Origin of the sequence: Actinomadura geliboluensis, assembly GCF_043197915.1 — a bacterium.
Taxonomy (GTDB): Bacteria; Actinomycetota; Actinomycetes; order Streptosporangiales; family Streptosporangiaceae; genus Spirillospora; species Spirillospora geliboluensis.
In genome coordinates, this window is record NZ_JBICUA010000011.1 from 331,142 (window position 1) to 350,716 (window position 19,575).

The window sequence follows — 19,575 nt, forward strand, 5'->3', positions numbered from 1 at the left end:
TGATCGGATGGACTCCCCTCCCGTCCGGGTGCTGATCGTCGACGACGACGCGCTCGTCCGCGCCGGCCTGTCGATGATGCTGGCGAACGCCGTCGGCGTCGAGGTGGTCGGGGACGTCGCCGACGGCGCCGAGGTCGTCTCCGCCGTCAACGAGCACCGGCCCGACGTCGTCCTGATGGACGTCCGGATGCCGCGGGTGGACGGGCTCGCCGCGACCGCGCTGCTGCGCTCGCGGCGCGAGCCGCCCGAGATCATCATCCTGACGACGTTCGACACCGACGACCACATCCTGCGGGCGATGCGGGCGGGCGCGAGCGGCTTCCTGCTGAAGCACACCCCGCCGCCGGAGATCGTCCGGGCGATCCGGCAGGTCGCGGCGGGCGAGCCGATGATGTCGCCGGCGGTGCTGCGCAGGATGATGTCGTACATGGCCGAGCGCGGCGGCGACCCGCGCCGGGACCGCGCCCGCGAGCTGCTGGCCCGGCTCACCGACGGCGAGCGGGCGGTGGCGGCGCTCGTCGGGCGGGGCCGGACCAACGGCGAGATCGGCGGTGAGCTGTCGCTCAGCGTCGCCACCGTGAAGGCGTACGTGTCGCGGCTGCTGACCAAGCTCGACCTGAACAACCGGGTGCAGATCGCGCTGCTCGTCCACGACGCCGACCTCGACGACTAGCAACGGGGCGCTGCCGTCAGCGACCCGGGCCGCGCGGCGCCAGCGGGACGTGCCGCAGCAGCAGCGCCGCCGCCAGCCCCACCGCGACGACGGGCAGCGCGGTGACGAACAGGGTGGAGAACGCGTCCGCGAACGCGGCGGCGACGCCGTCCCGCACGGGCTCGGGGAGGGTGGCCAGGACCTCGGGCCGCACGGCGTCGGCGAACGCGGGGACCCGCCCGTCCGGGACGCGCCGGACGACCTCCTCGGCGAACCGGTTCGCCACGATCGCGCCGAAGACGGCCATCCCGGCGGCGGTGCCGAGCATCCGGGTCGCGAACACCCCGGAGCTGGCCGCGCCGAGGTCGCGGGGCGGTGCCGCGTTCTGCGCGATCAGCATCACGACCTGCTGCGACAGCCCGGCCCCGAAGCCGAGGAGGGCCATGTAGCACCCGGCGGCGACCAGTCCGGTCCCGGCGTCCATCGTGGCCAGCAGCGCGATGCCCGCCCCGCTGACCGCCATGCTCGCCGCCGGGAGGCGGTGGTAGCGGCCGGTCCGGTGGATGTGGCGGCCGGCGCCCATGGAGGCGGCCAGCAGCGCGGCCATCATCGGCAGGAGCAGCAGCCCCGATCGGGTGGCGTCCACTCCCCCGACGACCTGGAAGAACATCGGCAGGTAGGTGGCGAGCCCGAAGCCGGTGGCGCCGCCGACGGCGGCGACGGCGCAGGCGACGCCGAACGACCGGTCGCGGAACAGCCGCGGCGGGATGATCGGCTCGGCGGCCCGCCGCTCGGCGAGCACCCACGCGGCGAACAGCGCGGCGGATCCCGCCGCCAGCCCGAGGACGGCGGGCGAGCCCCACGCGTACCGCGTCCCGGCCCAGCTGGTGAACAGGGTGAAGCAGGTGACGGCCGCGCCGAGCAGCACGATCCCGGGGTAGTCGACGCGCGGCCTGCCCGCGGGCCGGGGCAGCCGCAGGAACAGCACGGTGGTGGCCGTGGCGGCGATGCCGAGGGGCAGGTTGACGTAGAACACCCACCGCCACGAGGCGTGGTCGGTGAGGAACCCGCCGAGCAGCGGCCCCGCGATGCTCGACACCGCGAAGATCACCGCCGAGTAGCCCTGGTACTTGGCGCGCTCGCGCGGCTCGAACAGGTCGCCGGTGAGCGCGAACATCGAGCTCATCAGGCAGCCGGCGGCGGCGCCCTGCACCACCCGGAACACGATCAGCCAGGTCATGCTCGGCGCCGCCCCGCAGGCCGCCGACCCGGCAAGGAAGCCGAGGAGCCCGGTGAGCAGGATCGTCCGGCGCCCGAACAGGTCGCCGAGGCGCCCCGACAGCGGGACGGTGACGCTGGTGGCCAGCACGTACGCCGTGGACACCCAGGCGATCCGGTCGAGCCCGCCGAGGTCCCCGACGATCGCCGGCAGCGCGGTGCCGAGCACCGTCGCGTCCAGCGAGGACATCAGCCCGGCGAGCAGCAGCCCGCCGAACACCGCCAGCCGGTGCCGGCGGGGCATCGGCACCGCCGGCGCGGTCGTCGCAACCATGTGCACCTCTCATTCCTATGCTTTGAGCAATTGAATGCTAAGAGCACATGGTTGAGCTGCGCAAGCCAACTAGACTGGCGGGCATGGGCGAGGAGGCACTCGACTCGGTCGAGCGGAGCATGGTCAGGCTGCGCCGGGGGATGTCGCGGCAGCGGCTCGGCAAGGCCGCGGTCCGCGAGCACAACCTCCCCGTGGACGTGCAGGTCCTGCACGTCGTGGACGTGATCGACGAGGGCCCCGACGACCCCGGCCAGGAGATGAGCGTCGGCCTGGTCGCCGCCCGCCTCGGCGTGGACGCCTCGCGCGGCAGCCGCATCGTCGCCGAGGCGGTGAAGTCCGGCTACGTGCGGCGCGTCGCGTCCCAGGAGGACGGCCGCCGCATCCACCTCGAACTCACCGCCGCCGGCCGGCGCGTCGTCGAGGCCACCCGGCGGACCCGCCAGGAGCACTTCGCCAAGGCCATGGGCGACTGGACGGACGCCGAGCGCGCCGAGTTCGCCCGCCTCCTGGCCCGCTTCGTCCACGGCTACGACGGCTGACGCGCCCCGCGGAAGCCCAGTGGCCGAGGCACGCGCTCAGCCCCCGGCGCCCGAGCCCGGCCGGACGACCATCAGCACGACGACGACCGCCCACAGCACGTTGAACACGCCGGTGAACGCGGTGAGCCGGGCCGCCGCCGCGTCCCGCCCGGCCGCGTCCGCGGGCAGGTCGAGCAGCCTCCGCTGGCCGGGCAGGATCACCAGCGCGAGGACGCCCGCGGCGACCGCCGTGAGGGCGACCGACGCGATCAGCCACGCGTCGGTGAGCACCCCGAGCTGCGCGCCCGTGGCGAACCCGAAGACCGGGACGGCGAGGCCCACGAGCCCGTAGCCCCGGCAGACGCGGTGCAGGAACGCGGCCGTCCCGCCGCCCTGGTCCGCGGTCCGGACCTGGCGGGGGAACACCGACGCGGCGACGGTGATCGGCCCGATCGCCAGGATCGCCGCGAGAACGTGCACGGACAGCAGCAGCTCGGTCATGCGCCGGCCTCCAATGTGTTGGCACCCAATATGTTGGCTGCCAATACGTACCATGCCTACACGTCACTTGTGTAGGCTGCCTACTCATGAAGGCGGACGCGGTACGCGGGCATCTGGACGGGCTGCTGCTGGCCGTGCTGGAACCGGGCCCCCTGCACGGGTACGCGATCATCACCGCGGTGCAGCGGCGCAGCGGCGGCCGGCTGGAGCTGCGCACGGGCACGATCTACCCGACGCTCCAGCGGATGGAGCGGCTCGGGCTGCTGCGCAGCGGCTGGGACGCCGACGGCGGCCGGCGGCGCCGCCGCTACGAGCTGACCGACGCGGGCCGCCGCGCCCTCGCCGACGAGCGGACGGCCTGGCGGGAGTTCACGGCCGCCATCGGCTCCGTCCTGAACCCGGCGACATGAGCGTCCGGGACGCCGGGACCGACCCGGTCGAGGAGTACGCCGCCGCGCTGGCCGGCAGGCTGCGGGGCCCGGCGCGCGCGAAGGCGCGGCTGGTCGCGGAGATCCGCGACGGGTTCGCCGACACCGTCACCGCCCACGCCGCCGAAGGCGTCCCCTACGGGCACGCAGTCCGCCGGGCCGTGCGCGAGTTCGGCACCGCGGCCGAACTCGCCCCCGGCTGCCAGCGGGAGCTGACGATCGCCCAGGTGCGGCGCACCGCGCGGGCCGCCGCGCTGGCCGTGCCGTCCCTCGCCGGCTGCTGGCTGCTGATCTGGGCCTCCGGCCCCGGCGGCGGCTGGCCGCTGCGCCTGCTGGCCGTCCATCTGGGCTGCGTCGCCGCCGTCGCCGGGCTGCTCGCCGCCGCGGCGCTCGCGGCCACCGGCCCGGTCGCCCGCCGGCTCCCGCCGCCTCCCCGGCTGCCGCTGGCGGTGGCCTGGACGGGCACGGCCGCCGCCGTGGCGATGGCCGTCGCCGCGCTCGCCCTGGTCGCCGCCGCCGTGCTCGCCTCGGACTGGCCGCTGATGCTGCTGTCCGGCGCCTTCGCGGCGGCCTCGCACGCCGTGGTCGCGGCCTCGTCCCGCGCCTGCCGCGAATGCGCCCGCCTGCTCCCGTCCGGCTAGCTCATCCCCCGGTCGCATACCGGCGGGCGGCGGCTACACCCCAGGTTGCGGGTCCGGCCGGGCGTCTTGGGCCGCGGGTCGGACGGGGCCGGGCCGGGGGCCCGGTTAAGGTGCTCGCATGGGTGGTCGGCGCAGTCCTCGTCCGCCGCGCGGCCGGCTCCGCGACGCCGCCCTCGCCGGCGGCGTGCTGGCGGTGGTGTCGGTCAGCAGCCTGAACTCGGTGATCGGCGACGCCTGGCGGGAGCCGTGGGCGCGCACGGCGGCCGGCTGGGCGCTGATCCTGCTGACCTGCGGGGCGCTGTACTTCGCCCGCCGGTTCCCGGTGACCGTCGCCGCCTTCGTCCTCGTCGCGACCGGCGTGTACTACGTCACCAGCGTCCACGACGGCGGCCTGATGATCGCGGTGATCGTGGCGCTGTACCTGGTCGCGGCGCAGGGCCGGACCGAGGCGGCCGTGGTGCTGGCCGCGCTCACCGTGATCACCACCGGCACCGGGACGCTGCTCGGCAACGAGGACGTCAACGGCGTCGCCGTGTTCATGCTGACCGGATGGGTGGTGGCGATGGTCGCGCTGGGCTGGGTGCGGCACAGCCGCGCCGCGTTCCTGCGGGAGGCCGAGCGGCAGGCCGCGAACGAGGAGCGGCTGCGCATCGCCCGCGAGGTGCACGACGTCGTCGGGCACCACCTGTCGCTCATCAACGTCCAGGCCGGGACGTCGCTGCACCGCTTCCACCGCGACCCCGCGCAGGGCGAGGCCGCCCTCGCCGCCATCAAGCAGTCGAGCCGGGAGGCCCTGCGCGACCTGCGCGCCACGCTCGGCGTCCTGCGGCAGGCCGACGAGGAGGCGCCGACCGCGCCCGCACCCGGCCTGGACCGCATCGGCGACCTGGTCGAGTCCGCGCGGACCGCGGGGCTCACCGTGCGCAGCAGCGTCTCCGGCACGGCCGACCCGCCCACGGAGGTCGGGCTCGCCGCCTACCGGATCGTCCAGGAGTCCCTCACCAACGCCTCGCGGCACGCCCCCGGCGCGGAGGTCGCCGTCAGCGTCGAGCGCGGGCCGGGCGAGCTGCGCGTCGAGGTCGCCGACGACGGCCCGGGCCGGGCGGCGCCCGGCGGTGCGCCGGGCAGCGGGGTGGACGGCATGCGGGAGCGGGCCCGCGCCCTCGGCGGCGAGCTGACCGCGGGCCCCGGGCCGGACGGCGGCTTCGTCGTGCGGGCCCGCCTGCCCTATGGGAACGGAGCGTCCACCCGATGATCGAAGTGCTGCTCGCCGACGACCAGGGCCTGGTGCGGGCCGGGTTCCGCTCCATCCTCGACGACGAGGACGACATCACGGTGACCGGCGAGGCCGCCGACGGCGAGCAGGCCGTCGCCGCCTGCCGCGCGCTGCGCCCCGACGTGGCGCTGCTGGACGTGCGGATGCCCCGGATGGACGGCCTGGAGGCCGCCCGGAAGATCACCGCCGATCCGCGGCTCGACGGCGTCCACGTCGTCATCCTCACCACGTTCGACCTGGACGAGTACGTGTACGGCGCGCTGCGCGCGGGCGCCACCGGCTTCCTGCTGAAGGACACCGAGCCCGCCGAGATGATCCACGCGGTGCGGGTCGCGGCGCGCGGCGACGCGCTGATCACCCCGTCGGTGACCCGGCGGCTGATCGGCGAGTTCGCCGGGCGGGTCGACGCCCCCGAGCCCGGTCCCCGGCTGCGCTCCCTCACCGACCGGGAGCGCGAGGTCATGCTGCTCGTCGCCGCCGGGCAGAGCAACGACGAGATCGCCGACCGGCTCGTCCTCAGCACCGCCACCGTCAAGTCGCACGTCAGCCGCATCATGGCGAAGGCCGGGGCGCGCGACCGCGCGCAGCTGGTCGTCATGGCCTACGAGTCGGGCATGGTCAACCCCCGCTGGATGCGACCCGGGACGTAGCCGGGCCGCCGGGCCCGCAACTTGCGGGGTGCCCCGGGTGCGCCCTCGCGGCCGATGCCGGGCGGGGTACCGGTTCCCGACCCTGGAGGCATGAGCATTCCGGGCGCCTTCATCGGGCTGGTCTGCGGCGGGGCCGCGGGCTTCCTGCTGACCGAGACCGTGGGCGCGTTCTTCACCTTCGTCCTGGACCGCACGCTCGACGTGGACGGCACGCCCGTCCTGCTGGCCGCCTTCGTCGTCGTGCCGATCCTGTCCGCCATCGCCGGCGCCGTCGTCGGCGCCCGCCGCATGAACCGAGGTTGACGTGTCCGTCCCCCTTCCCACCGGCCGCTTCGGCCGGCTGGCCGCGTGGTCGCAGCGGCACCGCTGGGCCGCCCTCCTGCTGTGGGTGGCCGTGGTCGCGGCGATCACCGCGGGCTCGCAGACCGCCGGCAGCGCCTACCACAACGACTTCTCCCTGCCCGGCACCGATTCGCAGGCCGCCGCCGACCTGATGGCCGAGCACGGCTCCCAGCAGGCCGGGGCGACCGTCCAGATCGTCGCGCGGAACGGCGGCGGGCTGGCCGCCGACCGCCCCGAGATCGGGCGGATGCTCGACCAGGTCCGGGGCCTGCCCTCCGTGGTGGGCGTCGGGGACCTGACGCTGTCGAAGACCGGCACCATCGGCTACGCCACCGTCACCCTCGACGCGTCCGCGCAGGACGTCCCCAAGGACCACGTCACGAAGATCATCGAAACGGCGCAGGCCGCGTCCGGGGACGGGCTGCGCGTCGAGCTCGGCGGCGATCCCGTGCGCGGCGCCGAGGAGGGCGGGGGCGGCGGCGCCGAGGGCGCCGGGATGCTGGCCGCCCTGGTGATCCTGGTGCTGCTGTTCGGCTCCCTCGTGGCCGCCGCGCTCCCCCTGGTCACCGCCCTGTTCGCGGTGGGCGGCGCGGTCGGGCTGATCGCACTGGCCTCGCACGCGTTCACCGTCGCCGACTTCACCCCGCCGATCATGATGCTGATCGGCCTCGGCGTCGGCGTCGACTACGCGCTGCTGATCTTCTACCGGTACCGGCAGGAGCTGCGCGGCGGCGCCGACCCGGCCACCGCGACCCGCCGGGCCCTGGACGCCGCCGGCCGCACCGTGTTCTTCGCCGGCTGCACCGTGATCATCGCGCTGCTCGGGCTCATCGCGCTCGGGCTCGGCTCCCTGCAGGGCGTGGCGCTCGCCGTGGCGCTGACCGTGCTGGTCACCATGGCGGCGTCGCTGACGCTGCTGCCCGCGCTGCTCGGCGTCTTCGGCGGCCGCATCGAGCGGCACGTCCGCAAGCGGGCCGCGAAGGCCCGGCCCGGCACGGACCGCTGGCACCGGCTCGCCGCGGCCGTCCAGCGCCGGCCCGTCCCGGCGCTGCTGATCGCCGTGCTGGCGCTGGTCGCCCTGTCGGCCCCGGCCCTCGGCATGCGCCTCGGCTTCGCCGACTCGGGCAACGACGCCCCGTCCACCACGAGCCGCCAGGCGTACGACCTGCTGGCCGAGGGCTTCGGGCCCGGCTTCAACGGCCCGCTCATCGTGGTCGCCAAGGGCGACGCGGGGCCGCTGCGCACGGCGCTGACCCAGACCGAGGGCATCGCCGCCGCGACCCCGCCGATCCCGTCCCGCGACGGCGCGGTGTCCGCCGTCATCGCCTACCCGACCACGGCGCCGCAGGACGCGGCGACCACCGAACTCGTCCACGACCTGCGCGACGACGTGCTCCCGGGCCTGTCGGCCAAGACCGGCGCCGAGTACCTGGTCGGCGGCCCGACCGCCGCGGCCAAGGACTTCTCGGACGCCGTCTCCGCGCGGATGCCGCTGTTCGTGGCGATCGTCGTCGGCATGTCGGCGCTGCTGCTGATGGTGGTGTTCCGCTCGGTCCTGATCCCGATCAAGGCGGCGCTGCTGAACCTGCTGTCCATCTCCGCCGCGCTCGGCGCGATCACCCTGGTGTTCCAGGACGGCCGGTTCGGCGCGCAGAGCGGCCCCATCGAGGCGTTCATCCCCGTGATGATCTTCGCGATCGTGTTCGGCCTCTCCATGGACTACGAGGTCTTCCTGGTCTCCCGGATCCACGAGGAGTGGGAGCGCACGCGGGACCCGTCGCGCGCCGTCCGGGAGGGCCTCGCCGCCACCGGCGGGGTCATCACGGCCGCCGCCGCCATCATGATCGTCGTGTTCGCGGCGTTCATCCTGAGCCCGGACCGCATGCTCCAGCAGTTCGGCCTCGGCCTCGCGGTCGCCGTCCTGCTGGACGCGGTGATCATCCGCTGCCTGATCGTCCCGGCCGTCATGCAGCTCCTCGGCCGGCACGCCTGGTGGCTCCCGGCTCAGCTGGCCAGGCGCCTCCCCAAGGTCGCCCTGGAGCGGCCGGAGCAGGATCTCGGGCGGCGCGAGGGCGTATCGTCCGCCTCGTGAAGCCGATCATGCTCTGCGACGTGGACCCCGAGGACGCGCGGGCGCCGGTGGGCGGCAAGGCGCGCGGGCTCGCCGTGCTGCGGCGCCACGGGTTCCGCGTCCCCGCGACCTGGGTGCTCCCCGCCGGACCGGCCGCGGCCGGTCCGGCGGACCTGAGCGGGCTCGCCGGGCCGGGCCTGTGGGCCGTCCGCAGCTCCGCCTCCGTCGAGGACGACCCGGTCCACTCCTTCGCCGGGCTGTTCCGCACCGAGCTGGGCGTCGGCTTCGGCGGCCTCCCGGCGGCCGTCGCCCGGGTCGCGCGGTCGGGCGGCGGCGAGCGCGTCCGGGCCTACCAGGCGCGGGCGGGCCTGGCCGTCCGGGACGTCGAGGTCGCGGTCGTGCTCCAGCGGTACGAGCCGCCGCGGGAGTCCGGGGTGTGGATCGGGCGGGGCCTGGAGTCCGGCCGGCTGGAGTGGGCGTCCGGCGCCGCCGAGGAGTGCTCCGCCGGAGGCGGCGCCGGCCCGGCCGGGCGGGCCTGCCTCGGCGTGCAGCGCGCGCTGGACACCGTGGCCGACCTGGAGTTCGCCGTGCTGGACTCGGGCCTGGCGTGGGTGCAGTACCGGCCGGTCACCCGGCCGGTGCCGGCCCCGGCCGCCGGTGGCGGGCCGCTCACCGGCGTCCCGGCGGCGCCGGGCGTGGCGGAGGGGACGGTGGTGTGCGCGTCCGGTCCGGCCGATCCGTCGTGGCGGCCCGGATCGGTGCTGGTGATCGCCGGCACCGACCCGGAGTGGGTGCCGCTCATGGCGGAGGCGGCCGCCGTGGTCACCACCGCCGGCGGGAGCCTGTGCCATGCCGCCATCGTCGCCCGCGAGCTCGGGGTGCCGTGCGTCACCGGCGTCGCGGACGCCCTCGACCGGCTGCGCACCGGGATGCGCGTCGAGGTCGACGGCGCCCGCGGCGCGGTCAGGGTGACGGGCCGGTGAGCAGGACGAGCAGGTCGTACAGGTCGCCGACGGTCTCCACGCCGGCGATGGCGGGCGCGTCGATCAGCGCCGCGCCGTAGGTCTGCTCCAGGACGAGGAGCAGCTCCATCGCGTCGAGGGAGTCGATCCCGAGGCCCCGCGCGATGTCGTCCTCCATGCGGATGCTGCGCCGGATCCGCTTGGCGGCCTCGTAGGCGTCCTCCAGGACGGTGAGGAACTCATCCGGTGAAGGCCGGTTCGGCATGGACCTCTCCCGTCGTGCCGTCGATGGTGACCAGGTCGCCGGGGCGCAGCGCGGCGGCGCCGGGGTGGCCGACCACGGCCGGGATCCGGTGCTCCCTGGCCAGGATGGCGATGTGGGACATCGCGCTGCCGCGCCCGGTGACGACCCCGGCGACCAGGCCGAGCAGCGGGGCGACGTCGGCGTCCGCCGACTCGCACACCAGGACGGCCGGGCGGTCGTCCGGAATCGCGTCGGCGGGCGGGCGAACCACCACGCCCGTCACGCGGCCGGGCGACACCCCGGTGCCCGCCACCGGGGCCGCGGCCCGGCCCCGTCGCCCGCCGGCGCCGTCGCCGGAGAAGTCGAGGCGCTCGGGCATGGGAGCGTCCACGGCCGCGGCGCAGGCCGCCGCCCGTTCGGCCGCGCGGCCGGCGAGACCGGGCGCGCGGTGCAGGCGGCGAAGCTCCTCGATCGTGAGGTAGGGCCAGTCCGCGTCGTCGAGCGGCCAGTGCCGGGCCAGCTCCGGCAGGACCCTGCGGTGGACGTGCAGCACTCGCATGACCAGCGACTTCGACTGCTCCCTCGATGCCATCGTCTCCGCCATGACCCGCGCGAGGGCGCCGGCCACGCGGCGTCGGCGCGGCCCCAGCATGCCGAGCGCGGCCTCGGCCGGGTCGACGACCGGATCGGCGTCCGGACGGCCTGCTGAGGGCTCGGCCCGGTGCCGGGCGCTGAAGCGGGACCACGGTTCCCGGTCCTCGGCCACCTCGTAGAAGGACGTGCCGAGGAACTCGCCCGGCGCGAGGTCGCCGGTGAAGGCGTGCAGCCGGTCCCACACCAGTTCCTCGGGACGGTTCAGCCACGGCGTGACGGCCTCCGCGTGCGGGACGATCAGCCTGTTGACCCGCCGCTGCACGACGCCCAGCGGCACGAGCCCGGTGGTGGCGACGATGTGGGCGTCCCATGCGTCGTCCAGAACAGGTGCCGCGCGCGTCAAGACCTCGACCAGGGCCGCCTCGCCGCCCAGCGACACGGCGGTGCGGGCGAGCAGCTCCAGGTCGGCGACCTCCTCTTCCAGCCGCTGCAGCGCGGGGCCGAGCCGGGTCAGCTCCCGGATCAGCCGGGGCAGCGCGGCCGCCTGGCGGAGCGCGCCCTCCCGCGCCCGGCCGAGGCGCGGCGGGCGGGTGCCCTCGAAGTAGGCGGCGGTGACGTCCTCGGCGGTGACCAGGGGCAGCCGGCTCGCCAGCCGCGTGTAGGCGGACAGGTTGTGGTACGGCTTGCACGCGAAGTAGCCGAGGAACACGTAGTGGCCGCCCCGCGCCCAGGGGCGCTCGCCGAAGCAGCGCGCGGCGAGGCGCCGGGTGGCGCGCTCCATGGGCGTGCCGACCAGCGACCACGACACCGGCGAGATCCGGTCCGGTGCGACCTCGCCGAAGTTCCCGGCGCTGTAGACGGGGAACGCCGGGTGCGGGTCGGTGTCGATCGGCGGGAAGTGAGCGGTCACGCGAAGACCTCCCGGCCCGTCGCCTCCAGGTATCCGGCCGGGCAGCGCGGCGGGCCGCCGGGGACGGAGTCCAGGACGGCCGGGTCCAGGTCGAACCACGGCTCGCAGTAGCCGAGCAGTGCCGGCGGCACCCCGGCGCGGGACGCGAGCGCGCGCTGCAGGCGGCCCATGGCGGTGCTGTCGACGATGCGCGGGACGCGCCCGAGGGGGCGGCACACCGCCCGCAGCACGTCCGCCAGCGTCGGGCCGTCCGGGTCGAACCAGGTCCAGGTCGCTCCCGTGGCGGGCGCCTCGACCGCGCGGGCGACGACCTCCGCCGCGCCCGCCACATCGCCCGGGTAGCACGGGAACTCCCCTCCCCCGCGCAGGTGGACGGGGTACCCCTGGAGCAGCGGGCGCACGGCGGCGAGCAGCCCGTGCCGCGCCGACAGGGCGCCCGGCGACGCGGGGACGCCCAGCAGCGGGCCGAACCGCACGCTCGTGGACGGCACGTCGCGCGCCGCCCGCACGAGGCCCTCGGCGACGTACTTCCCGTACTCGTACCAGTTGCGGAAGGTCTGGCCGACGTACAGCTCGCGGTTCCCCACCCGGCCGGAGGCCCGTCCGAGCGCGAGGAGGGACGAGACGTGGACGAGGCCGGTGAACCGCTCGCAGCCGCGCGCCAGCGCGAGGACGTTGCGGACGCCGGCGGCGTGCAGGTCCAGGGCCTCGGCCGGTCCGGCGTCCCAGTCGACGCTGCCGAAGGCGGTGACGATGTGGGTCACCTCGGCCCGGACCTCGTCGAGCGCGTCGCCCGGCAGCGCGAGGGACGGCCGGGTCGCGTCGCCGCGCAGGGCGCGCCGCGCGGGCCCGCCGCCGGAGCGGCTGAGGCCGATCACCTCGTGCCCGGCCCGCTCCAGCCGGGCGCACACCGCGCCGCCCAGGTAGCCGGAGGCGCCGACGACCAGGATCTTCATCCGGGGAACCTCGCCATCGAGCCGCCCGCGACGGGGGTGTCGAGGCCGCGGCGCGGCGCGCCGAACAGCAGCCCCGCGAGCAGGCCGAGGTCGGCGGCGGGCAGGTCCCCGCCGAGCAGCGCCGCCAGCCGGGGGCGGGCGAAGACGCGGTCCAGGCCGACGTAGCGCAGCCCGATCAGCGCGTTGCGCGCCGCCGGCGCCAGCGGCAGGAAGCGGTGCGCGTTCTGGCTGGTCCAGACGAGCTGCCGGGCCGTCACGGAGACGACGCGCGGGGGGCGGCGGAACCGCTCGGGGTCGGCGGTGAACGCCGCGTCGAGCAGGCCCCGCACGCTGGGGGCCGCTTCGCCGAGGCCGAGGTGGCAGATCAGCGGCCCGGCGTCCGGTGCGCCGGCGAGGCGGCTGACCGCGCGCAGCAGCGCCCGCGCGGCCACGTCCCGGGGCAGCGCGTCCACCCGGGCGGCGGGCATGGCGGGCAGGACGCCGCCGGGCAGGTCGTCCCACCGGTCCGCGAGCATGTAGAGGGAGTTGCGGCGCAGCGTCCGCCCCGTCGCGGAGCTGCCGACCAGCGCGCACAGGCGGAGGACCAGCAGCGGCGCGTCGTCGGCGGCGAGTTCCGCGAGCCGCCGCTCCGCGAGCCACTTGGCCTGCTCGTAGACGGTCCGGTCGGCGCGCCGCTGGTAAGGCACTTCGGCGATCTCCCCGACGGCGCCGCCCGCCGCGTAGGCCGACCCGGCGTACAGGTAGGGGACGCGGCGGCCGGACAGCGCGGCGAGCTCGCGCGCCAGCAGGTAGCCGTGCTCGGCGCCCAGCACGTGGGTGGTGTGGAGGTCGGCGGCGCGGCCCGCCCAGTCGGTCTCGCCGGCCAGGTTGACGACGGCGTCGGCCCCGGCGGCGAGCCGCCGCACCGCCGCGTCGTCCAGGCCCCAGCGGGGCGACCGGACGTCGCCGTGCACGGGCTCGCCCACCACCGCCGGGTCGGGCGCCTGGAGCCGTCCCGCCCGGCGGCCCCGCGCCGGGACGCGCAGGAGCGGGACCACGGTGCAGCCCGCCTCCGCCGCCGTCTCCAGCAGCCCGGCGCCGAGCTGGCCGGTGGCGCCCGCCACCAGCAGACTCACGCGCCGTCCCCGACGGTGGCGTCGTAGGCGGCGAAGTCGGGCACGAGCCCGGCCGCCACCATCTCCCACATCATCTCGTCGGTCCCGCCGCCGACCCGGCCGATCCTGACGTCGCGCCACATCCGCGCCATGGGGGTCTCGTCCTCCAGGTATCCCATCCCGCCGAACAGGTGCATGCACTCGGTGACCGTCCGCTCGGCGAGCCGGACGGCGGTGACCTTCAGCGCGGCCGCCTCCCGCGCCCCGGCGCCGCCCGGCTGGAACGCGGTCGCCGCCGCGCCGTGCACGCCGGACCGCAGCACGACCAGCTCGGCCTGGAGCTGCGCCAGCCGCAGCCGGAGCGCCTGGTGCTCGATCAGCGGGCGGCCGAACTGGCGGCGCCGGTGCAGGTGGGCGCAGGCCAACCCGATCGCCAGCTCGCAGACGCCGACGGCGTGCGCCGCGACGGCCATCCGCTCGTGGCTCAGCGCCCAGGTCGCCGCGGTCAGGCCGAGCCCGGGGCGGCCCAGCACCGCCTCGTCGGGCACCCACGCGTCGATCGCCGTCCACGTGGTCTCCAGCGACGCGGCGCCCAGCTTGGCAAGCCGCCTGACCTCGCACAGGCCCTCGGCGGGGACCCGGACCAGGCTGAGCGCGGCGAGCCCCGAGCCGCCCGTCCGGCACAGGACGAGCGCGAAGTCGGCGGCGCGGCCGAGCGACAGGTACTTCTTCTCGCCGCGCACGCGCCAGCCCGCGCCGTCCCGGACGGCCGTGGTGCCGATGCCGTTGATGTCGGAGCCGCCGGCGGGCTCTGAGGCGCCGAAGCAGCCGACGAGGTCGCCGGCGAGGACGCCCTCCAGCGTGCCGGCGAGCAGGTCGGACCGGCCGTAGCGGGCGAGGGCCGCGGCCACGGTCTCCACGACGACGCCCACGCCGATGCCGACCCCGCCCGCCCGCGCCAGTTCCTCCGCGAGGATCGCGGCGCGGCCGGGATCGCCGCCCGGCAGCGGCGTCCACCGCTCCCGGATGAGCCCAGCCCGGCCCAGCGCGGACAGCGCCGCGCGGGGGAACTCGCCGGCCTCCTCCGCCGCCGGGGTCAGCGGCATGATCTCGTCCCGGACGGCGGCGCGGACGCGGTCCCGGAAGGCGTCCACGTGCGGGCCCGTGAGGCCGGCCGCGTAGAGCGGCCCGGTCACCGCCCGGCCCCCCGCGGGCTCGGACGAGGACAGCAGCGGGCCGTCGATCTCCCCCGCGAGCAGCTTCCGCCACATCGAGCGGCGGCGCGGCTTGCCGCTGGAGGTCAGCTCGATCGCGGCGGCCCTCACCCGCACGACCCGCACGGACACGTCCGGGCCCACGAGCGGGGCGAGGCACGCGGCGACGCCCTCCGCGGACGGCGCGGCGGTGAGCACGCACACCACGGGATCGTCGTCCAGGTACCCGGCGAGGACCGCGGTCCGCCGCCGGGCCAGCAGGCCCTGCTCGGCGAGGGCCGCCTCCAGCTCCTCCACGTACACGTTGCGGCCCCGCACCTGGAGGCTGTCGCCGATGCGGCCCACGACGTAGAGCTCCCCGCCGGTCATGAAGCCCGCGTCGCCGGTCCGCAGCACGCCGTCCTCGAACCGGGTGGCGGGGTCCTCCTGCGCGCTGGTGTGGCCCAGCGCCACCGACGGGCCGGACACGGTGATCTCGCCGAGGCTCCCGTCCGGGACGGGGCGGCCGGCGTCGTCGACGATCCGCACGGTGAGCCCGTCGAGGGGCGTCCCGCAGCCGACGTGCCAGACGCCGGGGCCGGCGGGCGCGCGCCGGGAGACCTCCGCCGAGCCGAGCAGCGGCAGCGGCTCCCCCATCCGGAGGGGTCCGGGGGCGACCGCGACGGCCGGTGCGACGCGGCCCAGCGGCGCGCAGGTGACGCCGAGCGTCGCCTCGGCCAGCCCGTAGGCGGGGCGCAGCGCCGACGGCCGCAGGCCGCAGGGGGCCAGCAGGTCCAGGAACGCGGCGGCGGTGTCGAGGCGCACCCGCTCGGCGCCGGTGACGACCGCCTCGACCCCGGACAGGTCGAGCCCGGCGAGCCGCTCGGGCCGGACGCGCCGCACGACGTACTCCAGGCCGAAGTTCGGCATCAGCATGACCATGCCGGGCCGGGCGTGGTGCTCGCGGAGCCAGCGCAGCGGGTTCTGGACGAACTGCTCGGGCCGCATCAGCGCGACCGGCTCGCCCCGCACGACCGGGGTGAGCAGCCCGAAGACCAGCCCGAGGTCGTGGTGGAGCGGCAGCCAGGGCACGCCGGTTCCGGCGGACCGGCCGGCCCAGCGCCGCCCGATCATCGCGATGTTGGCCTCCAGGTTGCCCCGGCTCACGCGGACGCCGCGGACCTTGCCGCGCGATCCGGAGGTGAACTGCAGCAGGGCCGTCTCGGCGGGCGGCCATGAGCCGGGCGGGGCGTCGGCCGCGGTCGAGGGCGCCAGGACGGCGCGTCCCGGCCCGGCGACGGCGGTCGCGGTCTCGACCAGGTCCGGGTCCGCGAGCACCAGGGCCGCGCCGGACTCGGCGATCACGTGGGCGGCGTGCTCGCGCCACCGGCGGGCGCCGCCGAGGGCGGCGGGCGGCGCGAGCGGCGCGGGGGTGCCGCCCGCGGCGAGGGTCCCGAAGAACGCGGCGGCGAACCCGGGCCCGGTCCGGCGCAGGATCACCACGGCCTGCCCCGTGGTGAGCCCGCGGTCGCGCAGGTCGCGGGCGGTGGCGCGGACGTGCCCGGCCAGTGCCGCGTAGGAGACGGTCTCCCACGTCCCGTCCTCGGCGAGGAAGCGCAGGCCGGTGGACTCCGACGGCGCGTCGAGCCAGTCCAGGAGCCCGGCGGTCACGGCAGGTCCAGGGTGAGCCGCAGGTCGCGGTGCAGTTCCATCCAGACCTCGTGGTACGAGTCGCAAAGGACGCCCGTGAGCGCCCTGGCGTCCCCGCCCTCGAAGCGGTCGCGGGCGGCGGTGAGGCGGCTCGCGTACCCGGCGTAGCGGCCTCGGACGCCGGCCATGTCCGCCGCCACCGCGAGCAGCTCCCGGTGCAGGTCAGCCAATTCCGTTCGGACGTCCGCCTCGGCGGCCTCCTTTCGCTGCCAGCGGGTGCACAGCTCCTTGACGCGGAGGTCGAGCGGGACGAACCGGTCGTGGCAGGCGCGCAGCGCCCCGGCGGCGTCCGGGGCGAGGTCGGCGCGCACCTCCGCGGCGTGCCGCGACCGGCCCGGTTCGGTGACCCGCCACAGCTCGCGGGCGGTGACGAAGACCGCGGCGCCCGCGGCGGCGAGGTCCCGCACCGCGGGCAGGACGGCGGACTCCGGCCTCCCGGTCATCAGGCTGAGATGCGCCGTCCCGGCCATGCCCTTCACGCACAGCGCGTGCAGCACCTCGAACGCGTCCGTCATCAGCGCGCCCCGGCCGAGGCGGGGACGTCCAGGGCGGGCGCGGCCATCGCCTCGGCGAAGCTCCGCAGGATGCGCGCGGGCATCTCCTCCGCCACCTCGGCCGCGGCCTTCCGCGCGAGTTCCAGTTCCTCCCGGCAGGCGGCGACCGCGACGGCGAGGGCCTCGTCGCGCAGCCGCGGGTCGGCGGCGACCTGGCCGGCGGTGAGGCCGGGCGCGCCGAGCAGGTCGGGCAGGGCCGAGACCCGGCCGTCGAGCAGCGCCCCCAGCGAGGTGTCCAGGCGGGTGCGCAGGCCGCGCACGGCCAGGACGTCCTCGGCATGCACGAAGACGCGGCCGCAGTGCCGCCCGAACTCGCGGAGCGGGGCGACGGTCGCGGAGGGGGCGTCCGCCAGCAGCGCGCCGGCCCGCAGCGGGTACTCGAACATCGCCGCGAACACATCGGTGGCCGAGGTGCCCGGGGCCCCGTCCAGGTACCGGGCCCGCAGCACCGTCAGCTCCGCGAGCCAGTCGGAGAACGACCACGACAGCTCGGGCGCGTGCTCGGCGACCAGCGTGCACGCCTGGGCGAGGAGGAAGTCCCCGGCGAGGACGGTGGTGGCCGACGCCCAGTCGACGCCGCGCCCGCCGGGCGGCGCGGGCGCCGCCGGGCCGAGGAAGGCCAGCCCGCCGAGCGAGGCCAGCTCGATCGCCGAACCGGTCGGGGCGTGCCCGATGTCGGGGAACCCGCCGGTGCTCATGAGGCCGGCGCACAGCAGCGCCGCCGGGCGCAGGCGACGGTGGGTGGGGCCGGCCCCGGTGATGAGCATCCGCGCGATGAACGGCCACTCGCCCCGGACCGCCGCGACCGACACCTCGTCGCAGCCCGCGAGGAACGGCCGCAGCACCAGCGACTCGCGCGGGCCCGGGTCGAGGGGCTCGGCGGCGGTCACGCCCGCGATGCCCTCGGGCAGCAGCACGGCGCGGCGGCCCTTGCCGAAGAACGGGTGGTCGCTCTCGGCGGTCGCGGCGAGCACCCGCCAGGCGAGGTGGTACCGCCGGGCCGCGTGCCGGGCCGTCTCGAAGTAGCCGACGAACGCGCGGGTGAGCGCCGCGCGGTAGGAGCCCGCGGCCTTCCCGGGGTCGCCGGGGTGCCGGGCGATGGACTCGGCGGCGAGCAGGCCGCTCTGCACCGCGTAGCTGAGCCCCTCGCCGGTGAACGGGTTGACGAGGCCGGCGGCGTCGCCGACCGCCAGCCGGCCGTCCTCGGCCGCGCGCTCGGGGGCGAAGCCGCTGTCGACCGGGCCCCGCGCCAGCGGGCCGTCCGGGCGGATTCCGGCGAACCGGGGGTCGGCCTCGGCGAGCCCGGCGAGCGCCCCGGCCATCAGGGACCCGGCGTCCGGGCCGCCGCCGGTGACGCCGATGGTGAACCCGCCGCCGGAGCCGGGCAGCACCCAGACGCAGGACGGCTGGGCCTTGGGGTCGTTGCCCGCGGGCGTGACCAGCTGGAGGACGATCCGCCCGCCGGGTGCGGCACCGGTGAAGCGCTGCGCGCACTGCAGCCGCGCCCCTTCCCCGCCGGACGCGTCGTTCGGCGCCGGGCCGGTGGCGAGGACGGCGTGGCGGGCGGTGACCACCGTCCCGTCGGCGAGGACCGCGCGGTGCCCGTCCGCGGTGCGGCGCAGGTCCGCCACCCGTCCGGCCAGCGGCACCGCGCCCGCCTCGGTCGCGGCGCGGCGCAGCGCCGCCAGCAGCCGGTCGCGGTCGCACACGGCCATCCCGGCGTCGTCGATCACGCGCCGGGTGCGGGCGCCGAACCACAGGTCGAGCTCCCCGGCCGGGCGTGGGAACGCCTCGTCCCAGCCGCCGAGCGCCGTCAGCGCGTGGCGGGCCGGGCCGCTGACGAGCACGTCGTGGACCGTTCCCCCGGACGGGGCGTCCACCAGCAGCGTCCGCAGGCCCCGGCGGGCGAGGGCGGCGGCGGCAGCGGCTCCGGCGGGGCCGCCGCCGGCGACCAGCACATCGACCGGCTCGGTCACAGGCATCTCCAGTGTGTCGGCGACCGTCATCGGTCGGTGAACAGGACGTGGACGGACGCGCCCAAGGCCGGCGGCCCGGCGACGGCGTACAGCAGCCAGGGCGCCAGGGTCTGCGTGTCGACGACGGTGACGAGCGCCGCCAGCACGAACGGCGCGGTGAGCGCCGCGCCGGCCTTGTGGCCGGCGAACAGCAGCAGCACCGGCGCCGCCGCCAGGGCCACGCCCGCCAAGCCCGCCACCAGGCGCGCGGTCGCCTGCCGGTGCGCCTCCTCCTCGCTGAACGAGCTCATGAAGGGCACGGCGTCCGACACGGCGGCCAGCAGGATGCTCCCCGCGACGGCGACCACGGCGAACACCAGCACCGCGAGGAGCGTGACCGGCGTTCTCGGCACCAGGACCGTGCGCAGCGCCATCGCCACGCCCACCGGCACCATGATCAGGCACGGCAGGAAGGCGGCGGTGTCACGGGCGACGCCCGGCGCGAGCAGCAGCGCGGGGACGAGCGCGGTGGCCAGCACGGCGAGGGCGGGGCCGCGCTCTCCGGCGAGGAGGAACAGCAGGGCGCCGGCGGCGGTCCCGGCGGCGGCCAGGTAGACGACCACCCGGTCGTGCTGGAGCGGCCGCTCCGCGACGCGGGCGGGCTGGCCGGACCAGTCGTAGGCGCCCTTGAGCACCAGCAGCCCCGCGACGGCCACCAGCACGCAGGCGGGCACCGTCAGCGCCGCCGTCCTGGCCTGCACGTCCACGCCCG

General features: G+C 76.8%; 19 protein-coding genes. 9 read left to right on the plus strand and 10 right to left on the minus strand.

Annotated features, from left to right (window positions below):
- The first annotated feature begins 7 nt into the window (after window positions 1-7).
- Window positions 8-673 (plus strand): response regulator transcription factor, encoded by a 666-nt coding sequence (locus ACGFI1_RS32940; RefSeq protein WP_392791028.1) that lies wholly within the window; start codon window positions 8-10, stop codon window positions 671-673.
- A gap of 16 nt (window positions 674-689) precedes the next feature.
- Here ACGFI1_RS32940 and ACGFI1_RS32945 read toward each other — a convergent pair whose 3' ends face one another.
- Window positions 690-2,204 (minus strand): MDR family MFS transporter, encoded by a 1,515-nt coding sequence (locus ACGFI1_RS32945; RefSeq protein ID WP_392791030.1) that lies wholly within the window; start codon window positions 2,202-2,204, stop codon window positions 690-692.
- 83 nt (window positions 2,205-2,287) lie between these two features.
- Between ACGFI1_RS32945 and ACGFI1_RS32950 the strand changes: the two genes are divergently transcribed.
- Complete coding sequence (locus ACGFI1_RS32950) at window positions 2,288-2,743, plus strand: MarR family winged helix-turn-helix transcriptional regulator (protein ID WP_392791032.1); 456 nt, start codon at window positions 2,288-2,290, stop codon at window positions 2,741-2,743.
- Between the two features lie 36 nt (window positions 2,744-2,779).
- On the opposite strand, the gene ACGFI1_RS32955 is transcribed toward ACGFI1_RS32950, so the two are convergent.
- Window positions 2,780-3,223, minus strand: a complete 444-nt coding sequence (locus ACGFI1_RS32955; RefSeq protein WP_392791034.1) for a DUF2269 family protein — start codon at window positions 3,221-3,223, stop codon at window positions 2,780-2,782.
- 86 nt (window positions 3,224-3,309) lie between these two features.
- Here ACGFI1_RS32955 and ACGFI1_RS32960 point away from each other — a divergent pair, with 86 nt between their 5' ends.
- From ACGFI1_RS32960 to ACGFI1_RS32990, 7 genes are all read left to right on the plus strand, one after another.
- Window positions 3,310-3,633: a PadR family transcriptional regulator gene (locus tag ACGFI1_RS32960; protein WP_386865345.1), complete on the plus strand. Its 324-nt coding sequence runs from the start codon at window positions 3,310-3,312 to the stop codon at window positions 3,631-3,633.
- On the plus strand, window positions 3,630-4,292 hold the full coding sequence (locus ACGFI1_RS32965) for a permease prefix domain 1-containing protein (protein ID WP_392791037.1): 663 nt from the start codon (window positions 3,630-3,632) through the stop codon (window positions 4,290-4,292). Before ACGFI1_RS32960 ends, ACGFI1_RS32965 begins: the two co-directional genes overlap by 4 nt.
- Before the next feature lie 118 nt (window positions 4,293-4,410).
- Complete coding sequence (locus ACGFI1_RS32970) at window positions 4,411-5,547, plus strand: sensor histidine kinase (RefSeq protein WP_386865341.1); 1,137 nt, start codon at window positions 4,411-4,413, stop codon at window positions 5,545-5,547.
- Window positions 5,544-6,218 (plus strand): response regulator, encoded by a 675-nt coding sequence (locus tag ACGFI1_RS32975; protein ID WP_386865339.1) that lies wholly within the window; start codon window positions 5,544-5,546, stop codon window positions 6,216-6,218. The genes ACGFI1_RS32970 and ACGFI1_RS32975 overlap by 4 nt, the downstream gene beginning before the upstream one ends.
- 90 nt (window positions 6,219-6,308) lie before the next feature.
- The gene (locus ACGFI1_RS32980) at window positions 6,309-6,521 is read left to right on the plus strand and encodes a hypothetical protein (protein ID WP_138639373.1); all 213 of its coding nucleotides are present in this window, start codon (window positions 6,309-6,311) and stop codon (window positions 6,519-6,521) included.
- Between the two features lies 1 nt (window position 6,522).
- Entirely contained in the window at window positions 6,523-8,652 is a 2,130-nt protein-coding gene (locus tag ACGFI1_RS32985; RefSeq protein WP_392791040.1) for an MMPL family transporter, read from the plus strand.
- Complete coding sequence (locus ACGFI1_RS32990) at window positions 8,649-9,614, plus strand: PEP-utilizing enzyme (protein WP_392791043.1); 966 nt, start codon at window positions 8,649-8,651, stop codon at window positions 9,612-9,614. Before ACGFI1_RS32985 ends, ACGFI1_RS32990 begins: the two co-directional genes overlap by 4 nt.
- On the opposite strand, the gene ACGFI1_RS32995 is transcribed toward ACGFI1_RS32990, so the two are convergent.
- Genes ACGFI1_RS32995 through ACGFI1_RS33030 form a run of 8 tightly spaced genes read right to left on the minus strand, consistent with a single transcriptional unit; the run spans window position 9,595 to window position 19,570 of the window.
- Entirely contained in the window at window positions 9,595-9,858 is a 264-nt protein-coding gene (locus ACGFI1_RS32995; protein WP_138639370.1) for an acyl carrier protein, read from the minus strand. The genes ACGFI1_RS32990 and ACGFI1_RS32995 overlap by 20 nt on opposite strands.
- The gene (locus ACGFI1_RS33000; protein WP_392791046.1) at window positions 9,833-11,341 is read right to left on the minus strand and encodes a PEP-utilizing enzyme; all 1,509 of its coding nucleotides are present in this window, start codon (window positions 11,339-11,341) and stop codon (window positions 9,833-9,835) included. Before ACGFI1_RS33000 ends, ACGFI1_RS32995 begins: the two co-directional genes overlap by 26 nt.
- Window positions 11,338-12,297: an NAD-dependent epimerase/dehydratase family protein gene (locus ACGFI1_RS33005; RefSeq protein WP_392791049.1), complete on the minus strand. Its 960-nt coding sequence runs from the start codon at window positions 12,295-12,297 to the stop codon at window positions 11,338-11,340. The genes ACGFI1_RS33000 and ACGFI1_RS33005 overlap by 4 nt, the downstream gene beginning before the upstream one ends.
- Window positions 12,294-13,412: an SDR family oxidoreductase gene (locus tag ACGFI1_RS33010; protein ID WP_392791051.1), complete on the minus strand. Its 1,119-nt coding sequence runs from the start codon at window positions 13,410-13,412 to the stop codon at window positions 12,294-12,296. The genes ACGFI1_RS33005 and ACGFI1_RS33010 overlap by 4 nt, the downstream gene beginning before the upstream one ends.
- Entirely contained in the window at window positions 13,409-16,255 is a 2,847-nt protein-coding gene (locus tag ACGFI1_RS33015) for an AMP-binding protein (protein WP_392791054.1), read from the minus strand. The genes ACGFI1_RS33010 and ACGFI1_RS33015 overlap by 4 nt, the downstream gene beginning before the upstream one ends.
- Entirely contained in the window at window positions 16,252-16,809 is a 558-nt protein-coding gene (locus ACGFI1_RS33020; protein WP_392791056.1) for a hypothetical protein, read from the minus strand. Before ACGFI1_RS33020 ends, ACGFI1_RS33015 begins: the two co-directional genes overlap by 4 nt.
- Window positions 16,809-18,824, minus strand: a complete 2,016-nt coding sequence (locus ACGFI1_RS33025) for a lycopene cyclase family protein (protein WP_392791058.1) — start codon at window positions 18,822-18,824, stop codon at window positions 16,809-16,811. Before ACGFI1_RS33025 ends, ACGFI1_RS33020 begins: the two co-directional genes overlap by 1 nt.
- Before the next feature lie 26 nt (window positions 18,825-18,850).
- The gene (locus ACGFI1_RS33030) at window positions 18,851-19,570 is read right to left on the minus strand and encodes a hypothetical protein (RefSeq protein WP_392791061.1); all 720 of its coding nucleotides are present in this window, start codon (window positions 19,568-19,570) and stop codon (window positions 18,851-18,853) included.
- Window positions 19,571-19,575: the final 5 nt, after the last annotated feature.